The sequence below is a fragment of the Pseudoxanthomonas sp. genome (assembly GCF_027498035.1).
In the GTDB taxonomy this organism is placed as follows: domain Bacteria; phylum Pseudomonadota; class Gammaproteobacteria; order Xanthomonadales; family Xanthomonadaceae; genus Pseudoxanthomonas_A.
The window spans coordinates 281,799-306,035 of record NZ_CP114978.1 but is presented as its reverse complement, the minus strand read 5'-3'; the positions used below and the strand labels follow the sequence as shown (position 1 = coordinate 306,035).

Sequence of the window (24,237 nt, the reverse complement as noted above, 5' to 3'; positions counted from 1 at the left end):
CTGCGTCCAAGCCGCCCATGCTTCCGGCGACCCGTTCATCCAGTCAAGACCAGCAAACATCGTTCCACTCCCCCTGTTTCAGCAGCAAGCATGCAGGGTGCGGAAAAGACCGGCAATCCCGCGGCGCGGTACCAACAGGCCGACGCGGACCGCAGAACCCCGGAATTGCGAAACCAAGCAAGGCAATTTCACGCACGGAATCAGATTTCTTCCGTGATGAACCGCCCGAATCAGACTGGTTCGCGCAGACCGAACCCTGCCCCACGCGCCAGCGCATCGAAACCGGGGAACGAAGTGGCCACGTTGGCGATGTCACCAATGCGGATCTGGCCGGTGCAGCGCTGCGCGGCAATGGCGAAAGCCATCGCGATGCGGTGGTCGCCATGGCTGTCGATGCTGCCGGCGTGCATCGGACCGGGATGGATGGTCGCACCGTCTTCGGTCTCGTCGATCTGCAGGCCCAGCGCGCGCAGGCCATTGGCCATCGCGGCCAGGCGGTCGGATTCCTTGACCCGCAGTTCGGCCGCGCCACGCACCACGGTCGGGCCCTGCGCACAGGCCGCGGCGATGAACAACGCGGGGAACTCGTCGATCATGTCCGGCACCAGCTCCAGCGGGACTTCGATGCCCTTGAGCGGCGCGTAACGCACGACCAGGTCGGCGACCGATTCGCCGCCATGGACGCCGGCATTCTCTTCGGTGATGTCCGCGCCCATCAGGCGCAGCGCGTGCAGCAAGCCGGTGCGACGCGGGTTCAGGCCAACCTGGCGCAGGCGCAGTTCGCTGCCCGGCACGATGCTGGCAGCGACCAGGAAGAACGCTGCCGACGAGAAGTCCGCCGGCACCACGATGTCGCCGGCCTTGAGCCGCTGGCCGCCGCGCAGGCGCGCATAGCCGGGCGAGAATTCGATGTCCACGCCCAGCGCGGCGAGCATGCGCTCGGTGTAGTCACGGGTCGGGTGCGGTTCGCGCACGATGGTCTCGCCCTGCGCGAACAGCCCGGCCAGCAGCACGCAGGACTTGATCTGCGCGCTGGCCACCGGCGGGGTGAAGTCGATGCCGGTCAGCGCCGTGGTGCCGTGGATGTGCAGCGGCGGCACGCCGCCTTCCTGCGTGTCGATCTTCGCGCCCATCAGGGCCAGCGGATCGGTGATGCGGCGCATCGGCCGCTTGGTCAGCGAAGCATCGCCGACCAGGGTGCTGTCGAATGCCTGCGCGGCCAGCACCCCGGCGATCAGGCGCATGCCGGTGCCGGCGTTGCCGCAGTCCAGCGGGCCATCGGCGGCCTTCAAGCCATCGATGCCCACGCCATGGACGATGCGACGCGAGGCCGACGGCGTTTCGATCTGCACGCCCAGCCGCGCGAAGATCGCGGCGGTGGCGCGGGTGTCCTCGCCTTCCAGGAAACCATCGATCTGGCTGGTGCCGTCGGCCAGCGCCGACAGCATGATGGCGCGGTGCGAAACCGACTTGTCGCCGGGAATCTCCAGCGTGCCGCGCAGCGGGGTTCCGGGCGAGGCAATCCAGTCTTGGGTATTGGTCATGGGGCGGTCATCTTTTTCATACGCCGCCGGTTAGCCGGCAGCCGGTGCAAAGGAATGGCATGGAGAACGCCACGAAGAGCAGCGGAGCGAGCTCCGCTCTACAAAAAGTGGGCTTACGGCACGGCCACCGGATAACTGCCCAGCACCTTGATCTGCGCCGAATGGGCCTTCAGCTCGGCCAGGGCCAGCTTCATCGCTTCGTCCTCGATATGGCCGGCCAGGTCGATGAAGAAGCCGTATTCCCACTTGGCGTGGTGGCTGGGACGCGACTCGATCCGGTTCATGCTGATGCCATGGCGCGCGAACGGACTGAGCACGTCGAACAGCGCACCAGGCTTGTCGTGGATGAACACCAGCACCGAGGTGCGGTCGTGGCCCGACGGCGGGAAGATCTGCCGGCCCACCACCAGGAAACGCGTGGTGTTGTCCTTGTCGTCCTGGATCGGGCCAGTCACGACCTTCTTCAGGCCATAGGCATGCACCGCGCTCTCGCCACCGATGGCCGCGGCGTCATCGCTGCCACGGGCGCGACGTGCGCCCTCGGCATTGCTGGACACCGGCACCTTCTCGGCCTTGGCCAGGTTGGAACGCAGCCAGCCAGCGGTCTGCATGAAGGACTGCGGATGGGCGTAGACGCGCTCGATGTCCTCGATCCGGCCGCTGCGCGACATCAGGTACTGCTGCACGCGTAGTTCCACTTCGCCGCAGATCTTCAGATTGGAGGTCAGGAACATGTCCAGCGTGATCTGGATCGTGCCCTGCCCCGAGTTTTCCACCGGCACCACGCCGAAATCGGCACTGCCGCTTTCCACTTCCTGGAAGACTTCCTCGATGCTGGCCATCGGCAGGCCCAGCGCCGAGCGGCCGAAGTGCTTGAGCACGGCCTGCTGGCTGAAGGTGCCTTCCGGGCCGAGGTAGCCGATCTTCAGCGGCTCCTGCAGGGCCAGGCTGGAGGACATGATCTCGCGGAAGATGTGCACCAGCAGCTCATCCGACAGCGGACCTTCGTTGCGGTCCACCACCATGCGCAACACCTGCGCCTCGCGCTCGGGACGGTAGTAATCCACCGCGGCGGCCAGCTTGCCCTTGGCCTTGCCAACCTGCAGCGAGAAGCTCGCACGCTCGGCGATCAAGGCCTGGATCTCGCGGTCGATGCTGTCGATGCGGCTGCGCACTTCGGCCAGGTTGAACGTGGGCGCTTCCGGCACCGGCGCCTTGGCCTTGGCCTGCTTGGCGGCAGGTTTGGGTTTGGCGACCTTGGACGCCGAGGCGGTCTTGGCGGGAGCAGGCTTGGAGGTTTTCTTGGTCATTCGCGGTGATCCATGAAGCGAAATGCAGGGGGCAATGAAAGAAGCCAGCGATGCGGCGGTGTTGATGGAGCCCGGACAACAGCGGCGAGGCTTTACCGGTCAGGTCTCCGCCGCCAGGGCAGATCTCACATCAAGCGGTATCAGCCGTTGCGCTGTTGGAAGTCGCGCATGAAATCCACCAGCGCCTGCGCGCCGGACACCGGCAGCGCGTTGTACAGCGACGCACGCAGGCCACCGACGGCCTTGTGGCCCTTCAGCGCCAACAGGCCGGCGGCCTTGGATTCGGCCACGAAGCGCGCGGTCAACGTGTCGTCCGGCAGGAAGAACGGGATATTCATCCGCGAACGCGCGCCCGGCACGACATCATTGCGATAGAACCCGCCCGAGCCGTCGATGGCGCCGTACACCAGCCCGGACTTGGCCGCGCTGCGTTTGGCGAATTCGGTGACGCCACCTTCGTCCAGCATCCAGCGGAACATCAATCCGGCCAGATACCAGTTCCAGGTCGGCGGGGTGTTGAGCATCGAGTCGCGCGCGACATGCGAGCGGTAGTCGAAGATGTCCGCACGCGGCTGGCCGGCACGTTCCAGCAGGTCGCGGCGCACGATGACCACCGCCACGCCGACAGGACCGAGGTTCTTCTGCGCCCCGGCGTAGATCACGCCGTACTTGGACACATCGACCGGCTCGGATGCAATCGAGGAGGAGAAGTCGGCGAACAGTGGCACTGCGCCCACCTCCGGCGTGCCGCGGAACTCGACACCGTGGATGGTCTCGTTGGCGGTGATGTGCACGTAGGCCGCATCGGCCGACAACTGCCAGGTGTCGCGCGCCGGGATATCGGTGAAGCCGCCGGCCTCGCTGGTCGCGGCCACGTGCACGTTCACGTAATCCTTGACCTGCTTGATCGCGGTCTTGCCCCAGTGGCCGGACACCACGTAATCCACGGTCTGGCCGGGGCTGGCGAAGTTCAGCGCCAGCAGCGCCTGCTGGGTGGTCGCGCCACCGGCCAGGAACAGCACCGCGTAGTCGTCGGGGATGCCGACCAGCGTACGCAGGTCGGCTTCGGCCTTGGCGGCCACTTCCATGAACTCCGCGCTGCGGTGGCTGATCTCGACGATCGAGGCCCCCACGCCATTCCATTCCAGCATTTCGGACTGCGCCTGGCGCAGGACGGCTTCGGGCAGTGCCGCAGGGCCGGCGCTGAAGTTGTGGACGCGTGCCATGGCAGCCTCTTTCAGGGGGCGCATAGTATGCCGCAGCCTGAATCGGCAAACGCCCGCGCCTGCATCCGCGCTGACGCGATTTGCGTAACCGGGATGGAATGCGGCGGCGTAAGGATGGAAAAGTCGCAGGAGCAGGGAATTTTCCGGCGCTTTGCACGTCCAATTGGTTGCCATTGTGACTTTCACAGGAGAACCCCGTGTCCATTCGCGACGCCCTGAAGATCAAGGACCACCAGGTCACCGATGAAGCCATCTACCGCGGGCGGCGCGATCTGTTCCGGCTGATGGCCGCTGCACCCGCGCTGGCCCTGGCCGGTTGTGCCGATGCCGATCCGCCTGCCGCACCCCAGGCCGTGGTCACCCCGGAACAGGCCAGGTCCGGCTTCCGCACCACCGAGGAGTTGACCAGGCTGGAAGACGTCACCAGCTACAACAACTTCTACGAATTCGGCACCGACAAGACCGATCCTTCGCGCGCGCCCAAGACGCTCAAGACCTCGCCATGGACGGTCACCGTGTCTGGCGAATGCGACAAGCCCGGCAAGGTCAACCTGGAAGACATCCTCAAGGCCGCCCCGGCCGAGGAGCGCATCTATCGCCTGCGCTGCGTGGAAGGCTGGTCGATGGTGATCCCATGGATCGGCATTCCGCTCGCAGCGGTACTCAAGCAGTTCGCGCCGACCTCCAAGGCCAAGTACGTGGCCTTCACCACCTTGGCCGATCCGCAGCAGATGCCAGGCATCCGCTACCGCTCGATCAACTGGCCCTACCGCGAGGGCCTGCGCATGGACGAAGCGATGAACCCGCTGGCGTTCCTGGCCACCGGCCTGTACGGCAAGGCGTTGCCGCAACAGAACGGTGCGCCGCTGCGGCTGGTGGTGCCATGGAAGTACGGCTTCAAGAGCATCAAGTCGATCGTGGAGATCAGGTTCGTCGAGAAGATGCCGGAAACCGCCTGGCATGACCTGCAGCCCAGCGAGTACGGGTTCTTCTCCAACGTCAACCCGCAGGTCGACCATCCGCGCTGGAGCCAGAAGACCGAGCGCCGGATCGCGGGCAATGCCAGCAAGCTGTTCGCCGAGCGCATCGAAACGCGCATGTTCAATGGCTACGCCGACCAGGTCGCCTCGATGTACAGCGGGATGGACCTGCACAAATGGTTCTGAGTGCCGAGCGCCCTGCCCCTACCCCTGCCGCACGCCCCCGACCAACCCGCCCCAAACCCAAGACGCCCGCCTGGCTGGTCGCCGCCAAGGCGGTGGTCCACCTGCTGTGCCTGATGCCGCTGGCCCTGCTGGGCTGGCGCTTCTGGGCGGTGTGGCAGACCGGCAGCGACGCACTCGGCGCCGATCCGATCGCCGCGGTCGAACACTTCACCGGCCAATGGGCGCTGCGGTTCGTGCTGATCTGCCTGGTGATGACGCCGCTGCGCCAGCTCACCGGACGGGCCGAATTCCTCCGCTTCCGCCGGATGCTGGGGTTGTACGCCTTCGCCTACGCGACCCTGCACCTGGGCGCTTATCTCGGGCTGGACCTGCGTGGCTACTGGACCCAGATCTTCGCCGAGATCGTCAAGCGCCCGTACATCACCGTGGGATTCACCGCCTGGCTGCTGCTGGTGCCGCTGGCGATCACCTCGACCACCGGCTGGATCCGCCGGCTGGGCCGCAACTGGGGCAAGCTGCACAAGGCCATCTACGCCATCGGCGTGCTGGCCGTGCTGCATTTCTGGTGGCTGGTGAAGTCCGACATCCGCGAGCCGATGCTCTATGCCGGCATCCTGGCCGTGCTGCTGGGTTGGCGCGCCTGGAAATCGCTCAGCCGGCGCCGAACAGCAGCAGCAGCGACAACAGCCCGGCCAGCCCCGCGGCCGCAATAAGCAGCCAGGGCCAGCGCTTGAACGACGCGCCCGAAGGCTTTTCGGCCTGGAGCGCGACTTCGGTTTCGCCCTCGTCGGCGGCCATCGATTTGTCCGCCTCCAGCTGCGCCCACGGGATTTCCACCACGAAGCGCGACTGCGGGTCGAACGCGACCTGGTCGCCCGCGCCCAACATGGCTTCATGCACCGGAATGCCGTTGACCACGCTGGTCACCGCGCCATCGTGGTGACGCAACACCACGCCGCCGCCATGCAGGCTCAGCCGCGCATGCTGCTGGCCGATGTGCGGGGCCTCGACGCGGATGTCGGCCTCGCGCGAGGCACCGACCACGCAACCGGATTCAATCGGGAACGCACGGCCGTGATGACGCCCACCAATGCCACGCAACACGACGCGCGGATCGGATTCGCCACTGCGCGGCGCGGCATGGGGCGTATTGGTCGAGGCCTGGCCGCGTACCAGCACTTCCACGCCATCGGCGTAGACCGCATCGCCAGGGCGCAGCATGGCCATGCGCCGGACCGGGCGACCGTTGACGTGGATGCCGCGCATGCCCGACGGCACTTGCAGCCACAGGCCGCGACGGTCCAGGCAAAACTGCACCAGCAGTGCGCCGGGCACGGCATCGCCCACGCCGATCGTGCCACTGGCTTCGCGCACGATGCGGTGGACACCGGTGCCCAATGCACGGTCGGCCGTTCGGCCCTGGGGGAAATGGAGACTGAGGTTCTGCACGCGGCGCGAGCCTAGCATGCAGCACCCACGCTTGGCGCCCCGCGCCCTGCCTGCGCACAATGCACCACTACTTTCTTTCGCACAGCAGCCGCCATGTCCCGCATCGAAATCCAGCACCCCAACACCAAGACGCCCGAACAGACCCGCGCGGCACTCGAGGAAGTGGCCAGCAAGCTGTCCAGCCGCTTCGGCGTGGACCACCACTGGGATGGCGACACACTGGCTTTCAACGGTGCCGGCGTCGATGGCCGCATCGCCATGCAGCCCGATGCCCTGCACGTCACCGCCGAACTGGGCTTCCTGATGTCGGCCATGAAGGGCCCGATCGAGTCGGAAATCCGCCGCGTGCTCAGCGAGCGGTTCGCCTGACCGCAGGCCGTTTCGTCGCCGGTCGCTTCGCGGCGGCCGGTTTGGCTGGCGCCCCCAGCCCGAACGGATCCGGCTTGCCGGCGAACAACCGCCCGGCACTGGCCCGCTCGCTGGTTTGGATCTCGTGCAGGAACGTGCCTGCGTCGCCCAGCAGCGCGAAGGCCGCAAAGCCGCGCTCCAGGAATCCCTGCAGATCAGCCAACCCGGTCGCCCTGGCCGGCCCACGCGAAAGCCGCAGCAGCATCGACACGCCGGGCAGGCGCACGGCCTGCGCCAGCCCCGCACCGACCCGCACGATCAGCGCGATCTGGTGCAGGCGCAGCCGTCGCAGGCCCACCTGTCGATAGGCCTGCGCGTACAGCGCCTGGTCCAGGGTCTTGCGCCGCGGCGCCAGGGATTCCAGCGCGCCGGCCATGCGCAGGTCCAGCGCATGGGTCAGCGCATCCAGTTCGATCGCGTCTGCCAGGGTCCCCAGCACCGAGGCCGGCAGCAGCTTCTGCATCGTCGGCACGATCCTGGCCACGCTGGCATCGCGCCGGCTGAAGTCGTGGTCGCCGTAGACCTCGGACAGGAAGAACATCGCCGCGTCGTGGCGCTGCGGGTCTTCGAGGAAATGGCCGAAGCTGTGTTCGACGCGCCTGGCCTGCCACTGCCGCAGCGGCGAAAGCCAGCGCGAGGCATTGCGCGGCTCGCGCTGCGGGTCATGCAGCGCCTGGTGCCAGGACAAGCGCCGGGCAAGACGTGCAGGAATGGGAGTGCCTCGCGCCATGCTCGGCATGATCGGCCCGCGGCAAGCGGCCCTGCAAGCGCGCGCCTGTCGATCCATCCAGCGGCGGCACGGTGACATCGCGCTCACCCAATGGCAGGGACACTGCCGGCGAAGCCCGATCTCGGGCATTCCATCCGATCCGGAGGCACCCCATGGCCACGAAGAAGACCGCAGGCAAGCGCAATTCCGCATCCGAACCTTCATTGCAGCAGCAGGCTGAACGGCTGCAGCAGACCCTGGGCGAATCGGCCCAGCAGATCTGGCTGGCTGGCGTCGGCGCCTTCAGCCGCGCCCAGACCCAGGGCACCCAACTGTTCGACACCCTGGTCAAGGAAGGAAGCCGCGTCGAGCAACGCGCCGGTGCTGGTGCAGGCAAGCTGCGCGATGCCCTGGACGACACCGTCCAAGGCGCGCGCGACACCCTTGGCAAGGTTGACCAAGCCTTCCGCGCGAATGTGCAGGGCGCGCTGAAATCGCTGGAAGTCCCGACCCGGCGCGAACTCGGCGCACTGATCGACCGGATCGACGCACTCAACGACCAGCTGCGCAAACACAACGCGCCCCCGGCACCCGAGACTGCGACCCGGAAAACTGCAAGCCGCAAGGCTCCGGCCAGCGCCCCCGGTGCGCCCGCCAGGAAAACGACCGCGAAGAAGGCAGCGCCACGCAAAGCCGTGAAGCGCGCCGTCAAGAAGGCCCCGGTGCGTGCCAGCGGGAAGCCAGGCCGCAAGCCGGCCTCGACCTGACCAAGGGGCTGACGTGGGCCCGGTGCGCAACACCTCGTCCGGAGACGTTTTCCATGAACATGCCGTGGATCTGGAGATGCATGCGGGCTGGCCGGTGATGCGCCGGGACAACGCGCGCATCAGCCACCTTGGCAATGCGTGCAACACGGCGCCATGCGTCACCCACATCGCTGAAAACCAACGCAGCGCACCTCAAAATCCTCGGCACGCACTAAACTCCCTCCCCGCGTTTTACTGGAAAAGTTCAACATGCCGTCCTGGCTGATCGGAACCCTCGTCGCCCTGGCGCTTGGTCTTGCTGCAACGTTCTACCTGTGGGTGCTTCGGCGCCGGATCGATGAAACCTCGGCCGGCCTGCTGGCGCTGGCCGCCATGCGTTGGCGCGACTTCTCGCGGCTTGTGCTGTCTTCGCTGCAGCTGCGCGGGCTGGAACGCCTGTCGTTCGAACCGGAAGATGTCCGCAACCAGCATCCGAGCTTCCTGCTGGGCGATGCCCAGGGCAAACACTGGCTGCTCAGCTGCAAGCACGGCACCGCCTATCGCATCGGCTCGGTCGCCATCGACGAACTGGCTTCCGAAGCGCGCCTGCGTGGCGCGCACCGCGCCATCCTGGCCACCGAGGGCGTGGTCGATGCCACTGGCCGCGACAAGGCCGAGCGTTCCAGCGTCGAAGTCCTCGACGGGGCCAGGCTGTGGCATGAAGTGAAGCCGATGCTGGACAGCGCCATCACCCAGCGCATCGTCGGCCAGGCCAACCTGCATGCGCGCCGGCGCATCGGCCTGTGCTGGATCCTGGCCCTGCTGACTGGCGTGCTGGTCACCACGCTCCTTCCCGTGACCGAAGCCGTGCCGTCCGTGCAGCAGGCCTCGACGGTGGCACCCACGGTGGCACCGGTCGCCCCGCCGCCAGCGGCCACGACGCCGACGATCCCGATGCCCGCCGAACCAGTCACCGAGCAGGAACTGGCCCAGCAGCGCAGCCAGGTCGCCAAGGCCCTGGCCAAGGCGGGCGGCCTGCGCCAGCCGATGTGGATTTCGGGTTCGACGCTGTCGGTGGACATGCTCGCCAGCGAAGCCGCGGTCATGGCCACGGTCTGTGCCGAGCTGGCCAAGCATCCGGAGCTGACGCTCTCGCGGATCCAGCTCAATCCGGCACCGGACAGCAACGAGCGCGTGCGCTGGCGCCAGTGCGAAGCCGCGCCACTGGCCGTGCCGCCGACCGGGCACCATTGATTCGACCCATGCCTCCCTGCGCTCCATACCTGTAGCGCGGAACTTGTTTCAACCCCGTCTTGGGGACTCCGCCGGGGCTTTCCCGATGATCCAGCCGGAGAGCAGCCGAACAAGCTCGGCTCTACGAGGGAGGCTGTGTCAGTCCGTGAAACCCCGAATAGGGCCTCAATTTCCTGTCAGCCCCGCCGTTAACTTGATAGGTAACTGATTACGGAGCACGTCCAGATGGCCATCAGCAGCGTCGGCAGCAGCAGCGCCGCCCTTGCCAATCGCCCCACCCCGAAGGTGGAGGGCGACAAGAACGTCGCCAAGGCCGATGAGGCGGAAGCCACCAGCCAAAGCGAGGGAGGCAGCCTGCAGGCCGTGCATTCGATGGTCAGCGGTGCGCTCGGGCTGGACGACCCCACGATCGAGAAACCCAAGGAAGAACAGAACAAGTTCTATACCGCCGGCAAGGTGCTGGCAGCGATCGGCACGGTCGGCACCATCCTGTCCGTGCTGGCCTGAGGCCACGCCGCCGATGCACCGCAACCGTGACAACGCCGCCTGCGGGCGGCGTCGCGCTATCCCAAGCCCGTTCCTTCCGCCTGCGGCTCAGCGCAACCCAGGCGCGAACCGCGCCACCAGGTCATAGGCCTCGCCGAGGAACACCTGCCGTACATAGGTCACCGGCTGTTCGCCGCGCCAGGTATGGCGGTCGATGACCAGGCACGCGGTGCCGACTGCCACCGCCAGCGCAGCGCTCTGCGTGGCATCGGCATTGACCGCGCTGATCCTGTGCTGCGCGCGCGTCCACGGCACGGTACGCAGCAACCAGCTGCCCGGCGCCAGCACGCCGAAGTCCTGCTGCAACGCCTCCGGCACGGTGGCCACGTCGATCACCCGCTGTTCCAGCGCCAGCGGCCGGCCATCGGCCAGATGCAGGCATTGCAGCGCCAGCAACCGGTCCTGGCTGCCCAGTTCGTGCTCCTGCGGGTGGCCGGCACGGGACTTGCGCAGCTGTCGCTGCAACAGCCGGTAGCCGTAGACGTGGCCGCGCGCGGCGACCACGATCGGGATATCAGGGATCTCCAGCGCCACCTGTTCGATGTGCGGATGCGGACGCGACACGAATGAACCGGCGCGGCGGCGGCGCTCGATCATCCCCGCATCGGCCAGCATCGCCAGCACCTTGTTCACCGTCATCCGCGAGCAGCCGTACTCGACCATCAACGCGTGTTCGGACGGAATGCGATGGCCCGGTGGCCAGGCGCCGCTGCGGATGTTGCCTTCGATGTCGCCGCGGATCCGCTGGTTGAGCGGCATCGCCCCGCTGTTGCTCATGCGTGTTGCTTTCCTGGTTGCAGCCTGCCCACGCCAGCATGACGCAGACGCCTGGACGATATCGCAGGCCGACCACAACCACTCATGCGCCCAGCACCTTGTGCAGCACGGCGGCGTAACGCGCGGCGATGGCCTCGCGGTGGCGATGGCGTCCTTCGCTGACGACCTGCCGCCCTGCCCGCCAGACGGCCTTGACCGCGCCACGGCGCGCGGCGAAGAGCCAGCTGTCCAGCCAGGCATCGCCACTGCGTGCCGTCATCGCAGCGTGGCCGGCATCGAGTTCGACCAGATCCGCCGATGCCCCGACCACCAGGCCTGCTTCACCCCCCAGCGCCTGCGCCGCGCCGTCCAACGCACCCTGATACAGCCAGCGTCCGCTGGATACCCCATCGCCACGCGCCAGCACGTTGCGCCCGCGCGCGACCAGACGCTGGCCGTATTCGAGCAGGCGCAGTTCCTCGGCCGCGTCGATCAGCACGTTGGAATCCGAACCCACGCCGAAGCGCCCGCCCGCCTGCGCGAACGCCTGCATCGGGAAGATGCCGTCACCCAGATTCGCTTCGGTGATCGGGCACAGGCCGACCACGGCCTGGCTGGCGACCATCGCCGCCACTTCGGCCGGATCGACGTGCGTGGCGTGCACCAGGCACCAGCGCGCATCGACCGGCGCATGGTCGTAGAGCCATTGCACCGGGCGCTGGCTGGACCAGGCCAGGCAGGCGTCGACTTCACGGGTCTGCTCGGCGATGTGAATATGGACCGGGCCGGCAGTCAGCGGCACCAGGACATTCAACTCCTCCGGCGTGACCGCGCGCAGGCTGTGCGGCGCGATGCCGAGCACCGCATCGCCAAGCGACGCGACCGCGCGCGATGCGTCGTCCAGCAGGCGGGCAAAGCCGTCCACATCGTGGATCAGCCGACGCTGCGCCGGATTGGGCGGCGCGCCACCGAAATCGGCGTGGGCGTAGAACACCGGCAACAAGGTCAGGCCGATCCCGGTCGCGTGCGCGGCCGCCGCGACGCGCGCGGACATCTCGGCCGGCCGGTCGTACCGCGCGCCATCAGGCTGGTGATGCAGGTAATGGAATTCGCCGACGCGGGTGAAGCCGGCTTCCAGCATCTCCATGTAAGCCTGCTCAGCGATGGCCTGGAAGCTGTCCGGGTCGAGCCGGTGCAGGAAGGTGTACATCAGCTCGCGCCAGGTCCAGAAGCTGTCGCCGCTGGCCCCGCCGATCTCCGCCAGCCCGGCCATGCCGCGCTGGAACGCATGGCTGTGCAGGTTGCCCAGGCCCGGCACGCCGATCTTCAGGCGCACGTCGCCGTGTTCGGGCACCGCCCCCGGCATCACCCCGACGATGCGCCCTGCGCTGACCTGCAGTCGCACATCGCGCACCCAACCCTGCGGGAGCAAGGCATGTTCAATCCAGAACCGCACGTCGGTCATCTTCATTTCCAAGCGACTGGACACCTTCGCATTCTCACTCGTATTGTATAGACAAATACCCGTCCACCCATCCCTGATGCCCATGCGCTGCGACACGCTCTGGCACGACGCCCAGCTGATCACACTCGACGCTGCCGATGGCGGACTGGGTGAAATCCACGATGGCGTGGTCGCCGCATGCGATGGCCGGATCGTCTACGCAGGCCCGGCTCGCGACCTTCCCACGACGCTGGACGTTGCACGGCGCATCGACTGCGCAGGCCGCTGGATCAGTCCCGGCCTGATCGACTGCCATACCCACCTGGTCTATGCCGGCAACCGCGCCAATGAGTTCGAACAGCGCCTGCGCGGTGTGAGCTATGCCGACATCGCCCGCGCGGGTGGCGGCATCGTCTCCACCGTGCGCGCCACGCGTGCGGCCGACGAGGACGCGCTCATCGCCGCAAGCCTGCCGCGCCTGGACGCGATGCTGGCCGAAGGCGTGACCACCCTCGAGATCAAGTCCGGCTACGGCCTGACCCTGGACGATGAGCGCAAGCAGCTGCGCGTCGCACGACGCCTGGGCGAACTGCGCGATGTCGAAGTGGTGCCGACCTTCCTGGGCGCCCATGCAGTGCCGCCGGGCGAGGACGCACAGGCCTACATCGACCAGGTCTGCATGCAGATGATTCCGACGGTCGCCGCCCAGGGATTGGCCGAAGCGGTGGACGTGTTCTGTGAAACCATCGCCTTCAGCACCGCACAAGCCGAACAGGTCTTCGTCGCCGCCAAAGCGCATGGGCTGCGAGTGAAGATCCACGCCGAGCAGCTGTCCAACCAGCATGGCGCCGCGCTCGCTGCGCGCCACGGTGCACTCTCGGCCGATCACATCGAACACCTGGATGCTGAAGGCATCGCGGCGATGGCTGCCGCCGGCACGGTCGCGGTGCTGCTGCCGGGCGCGTTCTACTTCACCCGCGACACACTGGCGCCACCGATCCAGCAGCTGCGCGAGGCTGGCGTTCCGCTGGCCCTGGCCACCGACAGCAATCCAGGCACCTCGCCGCTGACCAGCCCGCTGCTGGCGATGAACATGGCCGCCACCCTGTTCCGCATGACCGTGTCCGAATGCATCGCCGGCTTCACCCGCGAAGCCGCACGGGCACTGGGTCGACAGGATCGCCTGGGCCGGCTGCGCGCAGGCTTCGACTGCGACCTGGCGATCTGGGACATCGAAGCCCCGGCCGACCTGGTCTACCGCATGGGCTTCAACCCGCTGCACGCACGCGTCCGCCATGGGCGCGATGCGTGACACGCGCATTGCGCTTTGTAGAGCGGAGCTTGCTCCGCTGCTATCCGATCGGACGTCGGGAAAGCCCCAGCGGAGCAAGCTCCGCTCTACGGGTCGTCCGCGATCCTCATTGCCAGGCAACACCCACATGATCTTCGGAGTACACCCATGAGCGATTCCGTCCTGCTGCGCCCCGGCGCGGTCAGCCTGGCGCAATGGCGCGCCGTCTATCGCGGCGCCCGTGTGCAGCTGGACCCGGCCTGCGCCGACGCGGTGCTGCGCAGCTCGCAGACCGTCGATGCCATCGTCGCCAAGGGCGCGCCCGTTTACGGCATCAACACCGGCTTCGGCAAGCTGGCCAGCGTGCGGATCGAGCGCGAAGACCTGGAAACCCTGCAGCGCAATATCGTGCTGTCGCACGCCGCCGGCGTGGGCGAACCGATGCCGGTGCCGGTCGTGCGATTGATGCTGGCGCTCAAACTGGTCAGCCTGGCCCAGGGCGCCTCGGGCGTGAAGCCGGCCACGCTGGCGCTGCTGGCCGCGCTGCTGCAGCACGACGTGATGCCGGTGGTGCCTTGCCAGGGTTCGGTCGGCGCCTCCGGCGACCTGGCGCCGCTGTCGCACATGGCCACGGTGATGATCGGCGTGGGCGAAGCCTTCATCGGCGACGAACGCCTGCCCGCCGCCGAAGCGCTGGCGCGCGTCGGCCTGTCGCCACTGACCCTCGGCGCGAAGGAAGGCCTGGCCCTGCTCAACGGCACCCAGTATTCGACGGCCTACGCGCTGGCCGGCCTGTTCGAGATCGAAGCGGTATTCCAGGCGGCACTGGTTGCCGGCGCGCTATCGGTAGAAGCGGCCAAAGGCTCGGATACGCCGTTCGATCCGCGCATCCACGCGCTGCGCGGCCAGCCCGGACAGATCGCGGTCGCCGATGCATTGCGCGGGCTGATGGCCGGAAGCGCCATCCGCGAATCGCATCGCGAAGGCGACGTGCGCGTGCAGGATCCGTACTGCCTGCGCTGCCAGCCGCAGGTCATGGGCGCGGCCCTGGACGTCATGCGCCAGGCCGCGCGCACGCTGGAAACCGAAGCCAACGGTGTGTCCGACAACCCACTGGTGTTCACCGACACCGGCGAGGCGCTGAGCGGCGGCAACTTCCACGCCGAACCGGTCGCCTTCGCCGCCGACATGCTGGCCATGGCCGTGTGCGAGATCGGTTCGATCAGCGAACGCCGCACCGCGATGCTGGTCGACCCGGCGCTGTCGGGCCTGCCTGCGTTCCTGACGCCCAAGCCGGGGCTGAACTCGGGCTTCATGATTCCGCAGGTCACCGCCGCGGCACTGGTGTCGGAGAACAAGCAGCGCGCGTATCCGGCCAGCGTCGATTCGATCCCGACTTCAGCCAACCAGGAAGACCACGTATCGATGGCCGCACACGGCGCGCGCCGGCTGCTGGCGATGGCCGAGAACGCGGCGAACGTGGTCGGCATCGAGCTGCTGGCCGCCGGCCAGGGCTGCGATTTCCACACGCCGCTGCACTCCAGCGCCTCGCTGGAAGCCGCGCGCGCGTTGCTGCGCGCGCAGGTGCCGACGCTGCAGGACGACCGCTATTTCCATCCGGACATGGTCGCCGCCACCACGCTGGTGCGCTCCGGGGATCTGGCCAAGGCCACCGGTCACGCCCTGCCCAGCGCCGGCAGCCTGTCGTGATTGCCTGGCTTCACTGCCAGGCGCGATCCGCTTTTGCGCGTCATTCACGTGCAAGCGGAAGGTACTTCCGTCGTTCCCGCGAACGCGGGAACCCATGGACGTCTGTCGGTACATTGCGAAAGTCCATGGATCCCCGCCTGCGCGGGGATGATGAGGTCAAAGTGCATCGCATGGACTGGAGCAGCCACGCATGAACCAGGTCCATGACTGGCTGCAAATCCATCGCGGCGAGGCGCCGCTGATCATCAGCTTTCCGCATACCGGCACCGACCTGCCAGCGGAGTTGGAAGGCCAGTTCGTCTCGCCGTGGCTGGCCCGTCGCGATGCCGACTGGCACGTGCACCAGCTCTATGACTTCGTCCGTGCATTGGGCGCCACCACGGTGCGCACGTCGATCAGCCGCTCGGTGATCGACGTCAACCGCGATCCGTCCGGCGTGTCGCTGTATCCGGGCCAGAACACCACCGGCCTGTGCCCGGTCACCACCTTCGATGACCAGCCGCTGTATCGCGATGGGCTGACGCCGGACGAGAAGGAAATCGAACGCCGCACCTACACCTGGTTCCATCCGTATCACCAGGCGCTGGATGCGGAGATAGCCCGCCTGCGCGCACGGCATGCGCACATCGTGGTGTACGACGCGCATTCGATCCGCTCGCACATCCCGCATCTGTTCGATGGGGAGTTGCCGCAGTTCAACATCGGCACGAACTCCGGCACCAGCTGCAATCCTGCACTGCAAACCGCGGTCGAAGCGCGCTGCGCCGCCAGCGGTTTCAGCAACGTGCTCAACGGCCGTTTCAAGGGTGGCTGGATCACCCGCAAGCACGCCGATCCGCACGGCGGCGTGCATTCGATCCAGATGGAACTGGCCTGCCGTGGCTACATGGACGAGCCCGCCGTCACCGCGCCCGACACCTGGCCCACGCCCTATACCGACGCGCGCGCCGCCGCACTGCAGGCGGTGCTGCGCCAGGTGATGGACGACTGCCTGCACTTCACATCTGCGCATCCCTTCGCAACAAGCCCACACATCCCTGTGCGGACTGTCTAATTCATTCAAGGACCTTCCATGACCCGTCGCGACGATACCCGCGTGATCAAGGCGCCTACTGGCACCACGCTGACCGCGAAGAGCTGGCTCACCGAAGCGCCGCTGCGCATGCTGATGAACAACCTGCACCCGGACGTGGCCGAGCGCCCGCAGGAACTGGTGGTGTACGGCGGCATCGGCCGCGCCGCACGCGACTGGGAAAGCTTCGATGCCATCGTCGAAACGCTCAAGCGGCTGGACGACGACCAGACCCTGCTGGTGCAGTCGGGCAAGCCGGTCGGCGTATTCCGCACCCATGCCGACGCGCCGCGCGTGCTGATCGCCAATTCCAACCTGGTGCCGCGCTGGGCCAACTGGGATCACTTCAACGAACTGGATAAGAAGGGCCTGGCGATGTACGGCCAGATGACCGCCGGCAGCTGGATCTACATCGGCGCGCAGGGCATCGTCCAGGGCACCTACGAAACCTTCGTGGAAATGGGCCGCCAGCATTACAACGGCAGCCTGGCCGGGCGTTGGCTGTTCACCGGTGGGCTGGGCGGCATGGGCGGCGCGCAGCCGCTGGCCGCGGTGATGGCCGGCGCCTCGTGCCTGGCCGTGGAATGCCGCAAGAGCAGCATCGAGATGCGCCTGCGCACCGGCTATCTGGATACCTGGACCGACAACCTCGAGGAGGCGCTGCGCCTGATCGAGGAATCGTGCACGGCCAAGAAGCCGCTGTCGGTTGGCCTGCTCGGCAACGTCGCCGACGTGCTGGACGAACTGCTGCTGCGCGGAGTCAAGCCGGACCTGCTGACCGACCAGACCTCCGCGCACGATCCGGTCAACGGCTACCTGCCGCAGGGCTGGACCGTCGCGCAGTGGGACGACAAGCGCGTGTCCGCCCCGAAGGACGTAGAGAAGGCCGCGCGCGCGTCGATGGCCAACCACATCCGCGCCATGCTCGCCTTCCACGCGCTCGGCGTGCCGACCGTGGACTACGGCAACAACCTGCGCCAGATGGCGCTGGAAGAAGGCGTTGACGATGCCTTCGACTTCCCTGGTTTCGTGCCTGCCTACATCCGTCCGCTGTTCTGCCGCGGCATCGGCCCGTTCCGCTGGGCCGCGCTAAGCGGCGATCCGGAGGACATCGCCAAGACCGATGCCAAGGTCAAGGAACTGATTCCGGACAACCCGCACCTGCATCGCTGGCTGGACATGGCCGCCGAGAAGATCAAATTCCAGGGCCTGCCGGCGCGCATCTGCTGGGTCGGCCTGGGCGATCGTGATCGGTTGGGTTTGGCGTTCAACGAGATGGTCGCCAATGGTGAACTGAAAGCGCCGGTCGTCATCGGCCGCGATCACCTGGACAGCGGCAGCGTCGCCTCACCCAATCGCGAAACCGAAGCCATGCGCGACGGCTCGGACGCCGTGTCCGACTGGCCGCTGCTCAATGCGCTGCTCAATACCGCCTCTGGCGCGACCTGGGTGTCGCTGCACCACGGCGGCGGCGTCGGCATGGGTTTTTCGCAGCACGCCGGCATGGTCATCGTCTGCGACGGCACCGAGGCCGCGGCCAAGCGCATCGCCCGCGTGTTGTGGAACGACCCGGCCACTGGCGTGATGCGCCACGCCGATGCCGGTTACGAGATCGCCATCGACTGCGCGAAAGAGAAGGGACTGGACCTGCCAGGCATTCTCGGCTGAGATTGCCAACGCGCCGGGCCGCCGCCTGATTCAGGTGGCCGGCGCCGGGGAATCCATCGGCGAAACGCAGACGCACCCGGACTCAGCCAGCAACGTCCTGCGCAGCCACCCGGCGCATGCTTTTCTGCGCGTACATGGCGGCATCGGCCTGGCGCAGCAGCGCATCGGCCGTCGAGCCATCGTCCGGATAGCGGGCCACGCCGATGCTGACGTCCAGCGGCAATGGCGCGTTCACACCCGTCACCGCGGCACGCAGTGCGCTGGTGACCGAACGCCTGTTGGACGCGTCCGTAAATCCCGGCAGCAGGATCACGAACTCGTCGCCGCCGACGCGCGCCACCAGGTCACCGGCCCGCACCGCCTGGCGCAGGCATCGCGCGACTTCGGCCAGCACGCCGTCGCCGACCGCATGGCCGTAGGCGTCGTTGATCCGCTTGAAGCCGTCCAGGTCCAGGTACAGCACCGCCATCGCTTCACCGACCGCCAGCGCCGCCTCCAGCGTTTCCCATAGTCGCGCACGATTGGCCAGCCCGGTCAGTGGGTCGTGACTGGCCAGATGTTCCAGCGCACGCTCGGCACCACGCAACGCCGTAACTTCATGACCCACCGCCAGGCGCACGCCGTATTCGGCCAACCAACGGGCAGACCACTGGATGTCCACCGGATGGCCATCGCGATGCAGGTAACGGTTGCGAAAATGGGGATGCGCCCGCCCCTGCATGACCCGCTCGGCTGCCTCCAGCGTGCGTGCGCGATCTTCCGGGTGGACCAGTTCGAGCATCTGCCGCCCGAGTGCCTCGTCGGGGCGGTAGCCAAAAATACGCTCGAATGCGGCATTGACGTACAGGAAATGGCCTTCCGGATCGACGATGCACACCGCATCGGGCAACAGGTCCAGCACAACATTCGCAGCAGGAAGCTTGACCGCCATGACCGATCCGTTGCCGCGCTACGGGCGGCATTGGACGGATTATGCGGGGCTCGGCATGCGACTGCCATCCATTGCCGCCATGCACGGGCGCAGGCAATCCGTCCTCGCCCATGGATGGGCGTCGATCAGCAGAAGACAACCGGGCCCGCGGTACCGAAAGACGCCATGAGCGTGCCGGTATCCTGCGAAAACCAGCAGCATGAAAATGAACCGCACCGGACTCCCACTTGAACGGTGGCAAATCTGCGACCCATTCCGGCATCGCACCGCCACAAAACCGTGAACACGCCCTCGCACGGGCATGCGGGAATCAATACACTCCAGCCACAGCGAACGCGGTCCGGCACATGCCAGGCCGTCTTCCCCCGAGCACTCGTTCGCTGGACAAACCCAAGCAAGACACTTCTCCCACGCTCTCCGGCGGGGGAGCCGCAACCTTGCCCCACCTCATGGGATACGGTCTTATGAGCACCGAACAACGCATCGATTCACTGACGGGCATCCGCGGACTGGCCGCGTTGCTGGTCGTGTACTCCCACTTATGCGAATACAAGTTCTTCTCGCTCAGCGCCCTGCTGCCCGGAGAAGTCGGCGTCATGGTGTTCTTCACCCTGAGCGGATTCCTGATGTCCTTCCTCTATGGCGAGAAGGACTTCAACTACGGCTCGGTGGTCCGTTACGGGATCTCGCGGTTCTCGCGCATCGCACCGGCCTATCTGTTCGTCGTGATCGCGTCCTACCTGATCTACAACCTGGTCGATGGGCAGTTCATCTATGCCATCACCCACGGCAACCTGCTACGCCACCTGATGTTCTCCGGCAACGTGTCCGCGCTCTGGAGCATCCCGCCGGAAGTGCAGTTCTACGGGGTTTTCGTGGGCATCTGGTTCGCGCTGTGGGCCTTCAGGACCCGGGGCAACTCGGCATTCCTGGTCATGATGCTGGTGGCCGTATTTGCACTGCTGTCGTATCGCTCCAGCCTGCCCGGCACCTTCGTCGGCTCCAAGATCCATTACTTCTTCACCGGTGTGATCTTCGGCCTGGTGCGTGCACGGTCCAGGCCAGGCATCGGCATGGCGCCGATCGCGGTGCTGCAGGTGATGGTGCTACTGGCGATCGGGCTGGTCATCGCCGACGTGATGCACATCGACTTCGGCAGCAAGAAGCACTTCTACAGCAGCCTGGAAACAGCGCTGTTCGCCGGCATCGTGATCTTCGTGTTCTCGTTCGATACCGGCATGAGCAAGCGGCTGCTCGGCAACCGCTTCATCGCCATGTGCGGCGAATGCAGCTTTTCGATGTACCTGCTCAACATCCCGGTGATCTACTTCGCCCTGAAGATCATCGGCGACCGACCGCTGACCCAGGCCATGGCCGCAGCCACGACACTGGCGATCCTGGCCCTGGCCTGGATCATGTACCGCACCGTCGAAATGCCCGGCAGCAAACTGCTGCGCAAGCTCGGCACCCGCCTGTTGCTGACGCCGCGCCCGGCCGTTGCCGCGCCGGTCGCGGAACCCCCGGTCCTGCTGGAACCGCTGGACGCCAGCCCGGCCGTGGAGCAGGCCAAGTAGGCCGCCACGCAGACCTCGCAGGACAGGGGTCGGCCCCGGGGCCGATCCCTTCCAGTCGCGCCAAAGACAGGCCTCAGTCGGCCACGAAGGTCAGCGTGGTGATGTGGTGCATCGTGGACACCTGCTGGGTGCCGATCTTCACGTCCACCGGTTCCTTGTGGGCGGCCACCACGATGTAGCGGCCCGGGGCGAGCTTCGGCAATGTCACGCCACCGGTGGCGTCGGTCTTGAGTTCCTTGGTCCACTTGCCGGCATTGATCACAGTGACTTCGGCGTCGGCCAACGGCTTGTTGCGGAACTGCAGGGTCAGCGACGGGCTCTGCGCGGCGCTCGGCACGAACTCGAAATCCAGGCGCGAGCCGACGTGCGTGCGCCCCGCGCGGGCGTAATAGCTGACCGATTCGAAGCCGCCGTCCCCACCCTTCCACGGCTCGAATACCTTGGCGTCCGACAGCCAGGCATCGCCAGCGCCCTGCAGTGGCGCGACCAGGTGGTCACCTTCGCGGACCAGCTTGCCGGCCTTGCCCTGCTCGCCGAACAGCGTCGGCAAGACCACCCGCTTGATCGCTTCCTCCTCGTCCGGGCCTTCCTGCGCTGGTTCGGCCAGGTAGACCCGGACCGGACCGGCACCATCGCGCTCGATCCAGATTTCGTGGGCCTGGGCGGAGAGCATCGTGCCGAACATGAGGGCACCGAACAGCAGCGAACATTTCATTGAGAACCTCTCTGGCGAATGGAAAGCAGGCCGGGAAAATGGCGCGCACATGATGCGTTGTTGAGAACCATCCGCATTTGAACTGACAACATCGTCATTCCCGAACCGCCCTATGCGCCCCGGCCGAGCCTGATGGGTGACGGATCGCCAACCTTCCGTTAACCTTATTCAACACATTCAGGTTTACAGAGAGCGGCCTGGCATTGCGCCCGCCCAATCGACGGCCCCCTGGTCCTTTCCTCAAACACCGCGCCCGGTCACGACACCCCGCCCTGCCGGCTGAGCCAACAAGGTCGCCGACCTTCCCGCGCGCGCCCCTTTCACGGATTCCCTTTCCGAATGACTGCTTTCGCACCTCGCCTTTCCCGCTCCAAGCCCGCTGGACCGTCGCTGCTGGCGCTTTCCATCCTGGCAAGCCTGGCTTCCTTCAACGCCAGCGCCGACGCGCCCGACCAGGCGGTGACGCTGAAGGCCGTCAAGGTCGCCGCTGACCCCACCGATGATGCCGACGCGGCACGCAAGGCACTGAAGCAGGTCCCCGGCGCCGGCAACGTCATCGACCTGACCACAGCAGGACAGGGGCGCGTCGCTGGCGTCGCCGACGCGCTGGCCTACCAGCCCGGCATCAGCGCGCAGTCGCCGGGCAACGAAGGCGTCAAGGTGTCGATCCGCGGTTCGGGCATCAACCGGGCGCCGGGCGCGCATGCATCCGGCATTTCGGTGTCGCTGGACGGACTGCCCTTGACCGGCCCGGGCGGCACGCCCTACGAACTGCTGGAACCGCTCTGGGCCAGCCGGGTCGAAGTGCTGCGCGGGGCGAACGGCTTCGACCTGGGCGCGCTCGCGCTTGGCGGCTCGATCAACTACGTCACCCGCAGCGGCCGCGATTCACCGGGGCTGGAGCTGCGCTACGAAGGCGGCAGCTATGGCTATCAGAAACGCAGCATCGGCTACGGCGGCGTGCAGGGCGATGTCGACTACTACCTGGCCTACACCGACACGCAATACGACGGTTACCAGCAGCACGCGTCCGGCGACGGCAAGGGCGTGGTCGCCAATGTTGGCTGGCGCATCCGCCCGGACCTGGAAACGCGCTTCATCTTTCGCTACCGCGAGACCAACCACGACACCCCCGGCCGCCTGACCCGCGACCAGATCCGCAACGATCCTCGCGCGGCCAATCCGACCTACCTGGCGCTGGACGCCAAGCGCCCGCAGCCGGGCAGCACCTGGATCGGCAACACCACCACGCTGCAGCTGGATGAGGACTCATCGCTGCAGGCCGGGCTGGTCTACCACAAGTACCCGATGGACTTGAACGAAAGCCTGTACCGGCAGCAGCTGGACTACGCCGACCTCAACGGCACCCTGGACTATCGCCACCGGCATGCGCTGTTCGGCCACGACAGCGTGACCACCGTCGGCCTGCGCGTGACCCATGACCTGTCCGCCGACGTGCACGAGACACTGCGCTTTGCCAGCAACGGCTATCCGGCCGGCACCACCACGCGCGACTTCATCCATCGCGGCACCAACGCCGTGCTGCACGCCGGCAACGACCTGAGCCTGACACCCGACCTGCACCTGGTCACCGGGCTGGCGCTGATCAACACCCGGAGCGAAGTCCGCGTCACCAAACCCTACACCGGCGAAAACCAGTCCGAGCAGCACTGGGACTACGCGCCGCGCCTGGGCCTGACCTGGCAGCTAAGCCCGCAGACGCAGCTGTTCGGCAACCTCAGCCGCTCGGTGGAGCCGCCGCATCCGTGGTCGATGATCTGGGGGTCGAACAAATATTTCGCCACCGGAAACGGTGCCGCCAGCGGCCGTCAGCGCGCCGCCGTGCACCTGGACAACCAGACCGCGAGCACGCTGGAACTTGGCGCGCGCGGCGATGCCGCCATCGGTCACTGGGAACTGACCGGTTATTACGCCAACGTGCGCCACGAGCTGCTCAGCGTGGAAGTCGCCTCGACCAGCGGCAGCTACATCGCCGAATCCAACGCCAGCCCCACCGTGCATAGCGGGATCGAGGCCGGACTGGACAGCACCCTGTGGCATGCCGACACCGGCACGCTGTCACTGCGCCAGGCCTATACCTTCAGCGATTTCCACTATCGCCACGATGCGCAGTTCGGCGACAACATGCTGCCCGGCCTGCCACGTCACTATTACCAGGCCGAGTTGCGCTACGACCATCCGACCGGCTTTTACGCGGCCTTGAACACCGAGTACGCCTCGAAGATGGCCGTGGATTACGCCAACAGCTTCTGGGCAGACAGCCACCTGATCTTCGGCACGCGCGTGGGCTTCGATGCGCCCAGCGGCCGCTGGCAGACCTGGGTGGAAGCCCGCAACCTCACCGACAAGCACTACGCCGCGACGGTGACGCCCGGCTACAACGACAACGGCGCCGATGCCGCCCGCTCGACGCCGGGCGAAGGCTTCGGCGTCTACGCGGGGCTGAGCCTGCATTTCAGGTAGCACGAGGATCAACCAGCCGCAAGGCCATGGACGGCCGAACACGGCACAACGCGCCACAACCCGATACCCGCCATGGGCCAAGACCACGCTCGGTCCAAGACCACTTGGGAACGAGAAAAACCCCCTCCCCTTCCCACGCATCGGCCATTTCTCCGGTCGCAAGCGGACAGCACATTTCCGCCCGTGCGAGCGGACTCATCAAGTGACCGGTGCAAGCGCCATTGGCGATGCCGA

21 protein-coding genes are annotated in these 24,237 nt (G+C 66.8%); 12 read left to right on the top strand and 9 right to left on the bottom strand.

Annotated elements, in window-relative coordinates; genetic code table 11:
* Nucleotides 1-230: 230 nt before the first annotated feature.
* The 3 genes from aroA to serC form a co-directional block, all read right to left on the bottom strand.
* Nucleotides 231-1,544, bottom strand: a complete 1,314-nt coding sequence (gene aroA / locus O8I58_RS01440) for a 3-phosphoshikimate 1-carboxyvinyltransferase (protein ID WP_298320046.1) — start codon at nt 1,542-1,544, stop codon at nt 231-233.
* Between the two features lie 113 nt (nt 1,545-1,657).
* Entirely contained in the window at nt 1,658-2,854 is a 1,197-nt protein-coding gene (pheA, locus tag O8I58_RS01435) for a prephenate dehydratase (RefSeq protein WP_298320044.1), read from the bottom strand.
* A gap of 140 nt (nt 2,855-2,994) precedes the next feature.
* Nucleotides 2,995-4,080 (bottom strand): phosphoserine transaminase, encoded by a 1,086-nt coding sequence (gene serC / locus O8I58_RS01430; RefSeq protein ID WP_298320042.1) that lies wholly within the window; start codon nt 4,078-4,080, stop codon nt 2,995-2,997.
* Nucleotides 4,081-4,277: 197 nt separating this feature from the next.
* On the opposite strand from serC, the gene msrP reads away from it, so the two are divergent.
* Together msrP and msrQ are read left to right on the top strand one after the other, a co-directional pair.
* On the top strand, nt 4,278-5,246 hold the full coding sequence (msrP, locus tag O8I58_RS01425; protein ID WP_298320040.1) for a protein-methionine-sulfoxide reductase catalytic subunit MsrP: 969 nt from the start codon (nt 4,278-4,280) through the stop codon (nt 5,244-5,246).
* 113 nt (nt 5,247-5,359) lie between these two features.
* Nucleotides 5,360-5,959, top strand: coding sequence for a protein-methionine-sulfoxide reductase heme-binding subunit MsrQ (msrQ, locus tag O8I58_RS01420; RefSeq protein WP_298322628.1), 600 nt, complete (start codon nt 5,360-5,362; stop codon nt 5,957-5,959).
* Here msrQ and O8I58_RS01415 read toward each other — a convergent pair.
* Nucleotides 5,898-6,713 (bottom strand): FHA domain-containing protein, encoded by an 816-nt coding sequence (locus O8I58_RS01415; protein WP_298320038.1) that lies wholly within the window; start codon nt 6,711-6,713, stop codon nt 5,898-5,900. The two genes, msrQ and O8I58_RS01415, sit on opposite strands and share 62 nt — an antisense overlap.
* Nucleotides 6,714-6,788: 75 nt before the next feature.
* Between O8I58_RS01415 and O8I58_RS01410 the strand changes: the two genes are divergently transcribed.
* The gene (locus tag O8I58_RS01410) at nt 6,789-7,064 is read left to right on the top strand and encodes a polyhydroxyalkanoic acid system family protein (RefSeq protein WP_298320036.1); all 276 of its coding nucleotides are present in this window, start codon (nt 6,789-6,791) and stop codon (nt 7,062-7,064) included.
* On the opposite strand, the gene O8I58_RS01405 is transcribed toward O8I58_RS01410, so the two are convergent.
* Nucleotides 7,045-7,791, bottom strand: coding sequence for a DUF8198 family protein (locus O8I58_RS01405; protein ID WP_298320034.1), 747 nt, complete (start codon nt 7,789-7,791; stop codon nt 7,045-7,047). The genes O8I58_RS01410 and O8I58_RS01405 overlap by 20 nt on opposite strands.
* A gap of 194 nt (nt 7,792-7,985) precedes the next feature.
* On the opposite strand from O8I58_RS01405, the gene O8I58_RS01400 reads away from it, so the two are divergent.
* The 3 genes from O8I58_RS01400 to O8I58_RS01390 all read left to right on the top strand — a co-directional run bounded on the left by O8I58_RS01400 (nt 7,986) and on the right by O8I58_RS01390 (nt 10,319).
* Nucleotides 7,986-8,579 carry a phasin family protein gene (locus tag O8I58_RS01400; protein WP_298320032.1) on the top strand — a complete coding sequence of 198 codons (594 nt, stop codon included), beginning with the start codon at nt 7,986-7,988 and terminating at the stop codon, nt 8,577-8,579.
* 249 nt (nt 8,580-8,828) lie between these two features.
* Nucleotides 8,829-9,812, top strand: a complete 984-nt coding sequence (locus tag O8I58_RS01395) for a restriction endonuclease (protein ID WP_298320030.1) — start codon at nt 8,829-8,831, stop codon at nt 9,810-9,812.
* A 225-nt stretch (nt 9,813-10,037) separates the two neighbouring features.
* Nucleotides 10,038-10,319 carry a hypothetical protein gene (locus O8I58_RS01390; protein ID WP_298320028.1) on the top strand — a complete coding sequence of 94 codons (282 nt, stop codon included), beginning with the start codon at nt 10,038-10,040 and terminating at the stop codon, nt 10,317-10,319.
* Between the two features lie 87 nt (nt 10,320-10,406).
* On the opposite strand, the gene hutC is transcribed toward O8I58_RS01390, so the two are convergent.
* Nucleotides 10,407-11,135 (bottom strand): histidine utilization transcriptional repressor HutC, encoded by a 729-nt coding sequence (hutC, locus tag O8I58_RS01385; protein ID WP_298320026.1) that lies wholly within the window; start codon nt 11,133-11,135, stop codon nt 10,407-10,409.
* 82 nt (nt 11,136-11,217) lie between these two features.
* Nucleotides 11,218-12,585: a formimidoylglutamate deiminase gene (locus O8I58_RS01380; RefSeq protein WP_298322625.1), complete on the bottom strand. Its 1,368-nt coding sequence runs from the start codon at nt 12,583-12,585 to the stop codon at nt 11,218-11,220.
* Between the two features lie 76 nt (nt 12,586-12,661).
* Between O8I58_RS01380 and hutI the strand changes: the two genes are divergently transcribed.
* From hutI to hutU, 4 genes are all read left to right on the top strand, one after another.
* Nucleotides 12,662-13,870: an imidazolonepropionase gene (hutI, locus tag O8I58_RS01375; protein ID WP_298322622.1), complete on the top strand. Its 1,209-nt coding sequence runs from the start codon at nt 12,662-12,664 to the stop codon at nt 13,868-13,870.
* A gap of 147 nt (nt 13,871-14,017) precedes the next feature.
* Nucleotides 14,018-15,559 carry a histidine ammonia-lyase gene (gene hutH, locus O8I58_RS01370; protein ID WP_298320024.1) on the top strand — a complete coding sequence of 514 codons (1,542 nt, stop codon included), beginning with the start codon at nt 14,018-14,020 and terminating at the stop codon, nt 15,557-15,559.
* Nucleotides 15,560-15,749: 190 nt separating this feature from the next.
* Nucleotides 15,750-16,613 carry an N-formylglutamate deformylase gene (gene hutG / locus O8I58_RS01365; protein ID WP_298320022.1) on the top strand — a complete coding sequence of 288 codons (864 nt, stop codon included), beginning with the start codon at nt 15,750-15,752 and terminating at the stop codon, nt 16,611-16,613.
* An 18-nt stretch (nt 16,614-16,631) separates the two neighbouring features.
* Nucleotides 16,632-18,299, top strand: a complete 1,668-nt coding sequence (hutU, locus tag O8I58_RS01360; RefSeq protein WP_298320020.1) for a urocanate hydratase — start codon at nt 16,632-16,634, stop codon at nt 18,297-18,299.
* An 82-nt stretch (nt 18,300-18,381) separates the two neighbouring features.
* Here hutU and O8I58_RS01355 read toward each other — a convergent pair whose 3' ends face one another.
* The gene (locus tag O8I58_RS01355; protein WP_298320018.1) at nt 18,382-19,230 is read right to left on the bottom strand and encodes a diguanylate cyclase domain-containing protein; all 849 of its coding nucleotides are present in this window, start codon (nt 19,228-19,230) and stop codon (nt 18,382-18,384) included.
* Nucleotides 19,231-19,694: 464 nt separating this feature from the next.
* Here O8I58_RS01355 and O8I58_RS01350 point away from each other — a divergent pair, with 464 nt between their 5' ends.
* On the top strand, nt 19,695-20,804 hold the full coding sequence (locus O8I58_RS01350) for an acyltransferase family protein (protein WP_298320017.1): 1,110 nt from the start codon (nt 19,695-19,697) through the stop codon (nt 20,802-20,804).
* Between the two features lie 73 nt (nt 20,805-20,877).
* Here O8I58_RS01350 and O8I58_RS01345 read toward each other — a convergent pair whose 3' ends face one another.
* Nucleotides 20,878-21,519: a SpaA isopeptide-forming pilin-related protein gene (locus O8I58_RS01345; protein WP_298320015.1), complete on the bottom strand. Its 642-nt coding sequence runs from the start codon at nt 21,517-21,519 to the stop codon at nt 20,878-20,880.
* Nucleotides 21,520-21,858: 339 nt separating this feature from the next.
* Between O8I58_RS01345 and O8I58_RS01340 the strand changes: the two genes are divergently transcribed.
* Nucleotides 21,859-24,003, top strand: a complete 2,145-nt coding sequence (locus O8I58_RS01340) for a TonB-dependent receptor family protein (protein WP_298320013.1) — start codon at nt 21,859-21,861, stop codon at nt 24,001-24,003.
* Nucleotides 24,004-24,237 lie beyond the last annotated feature (234 nt).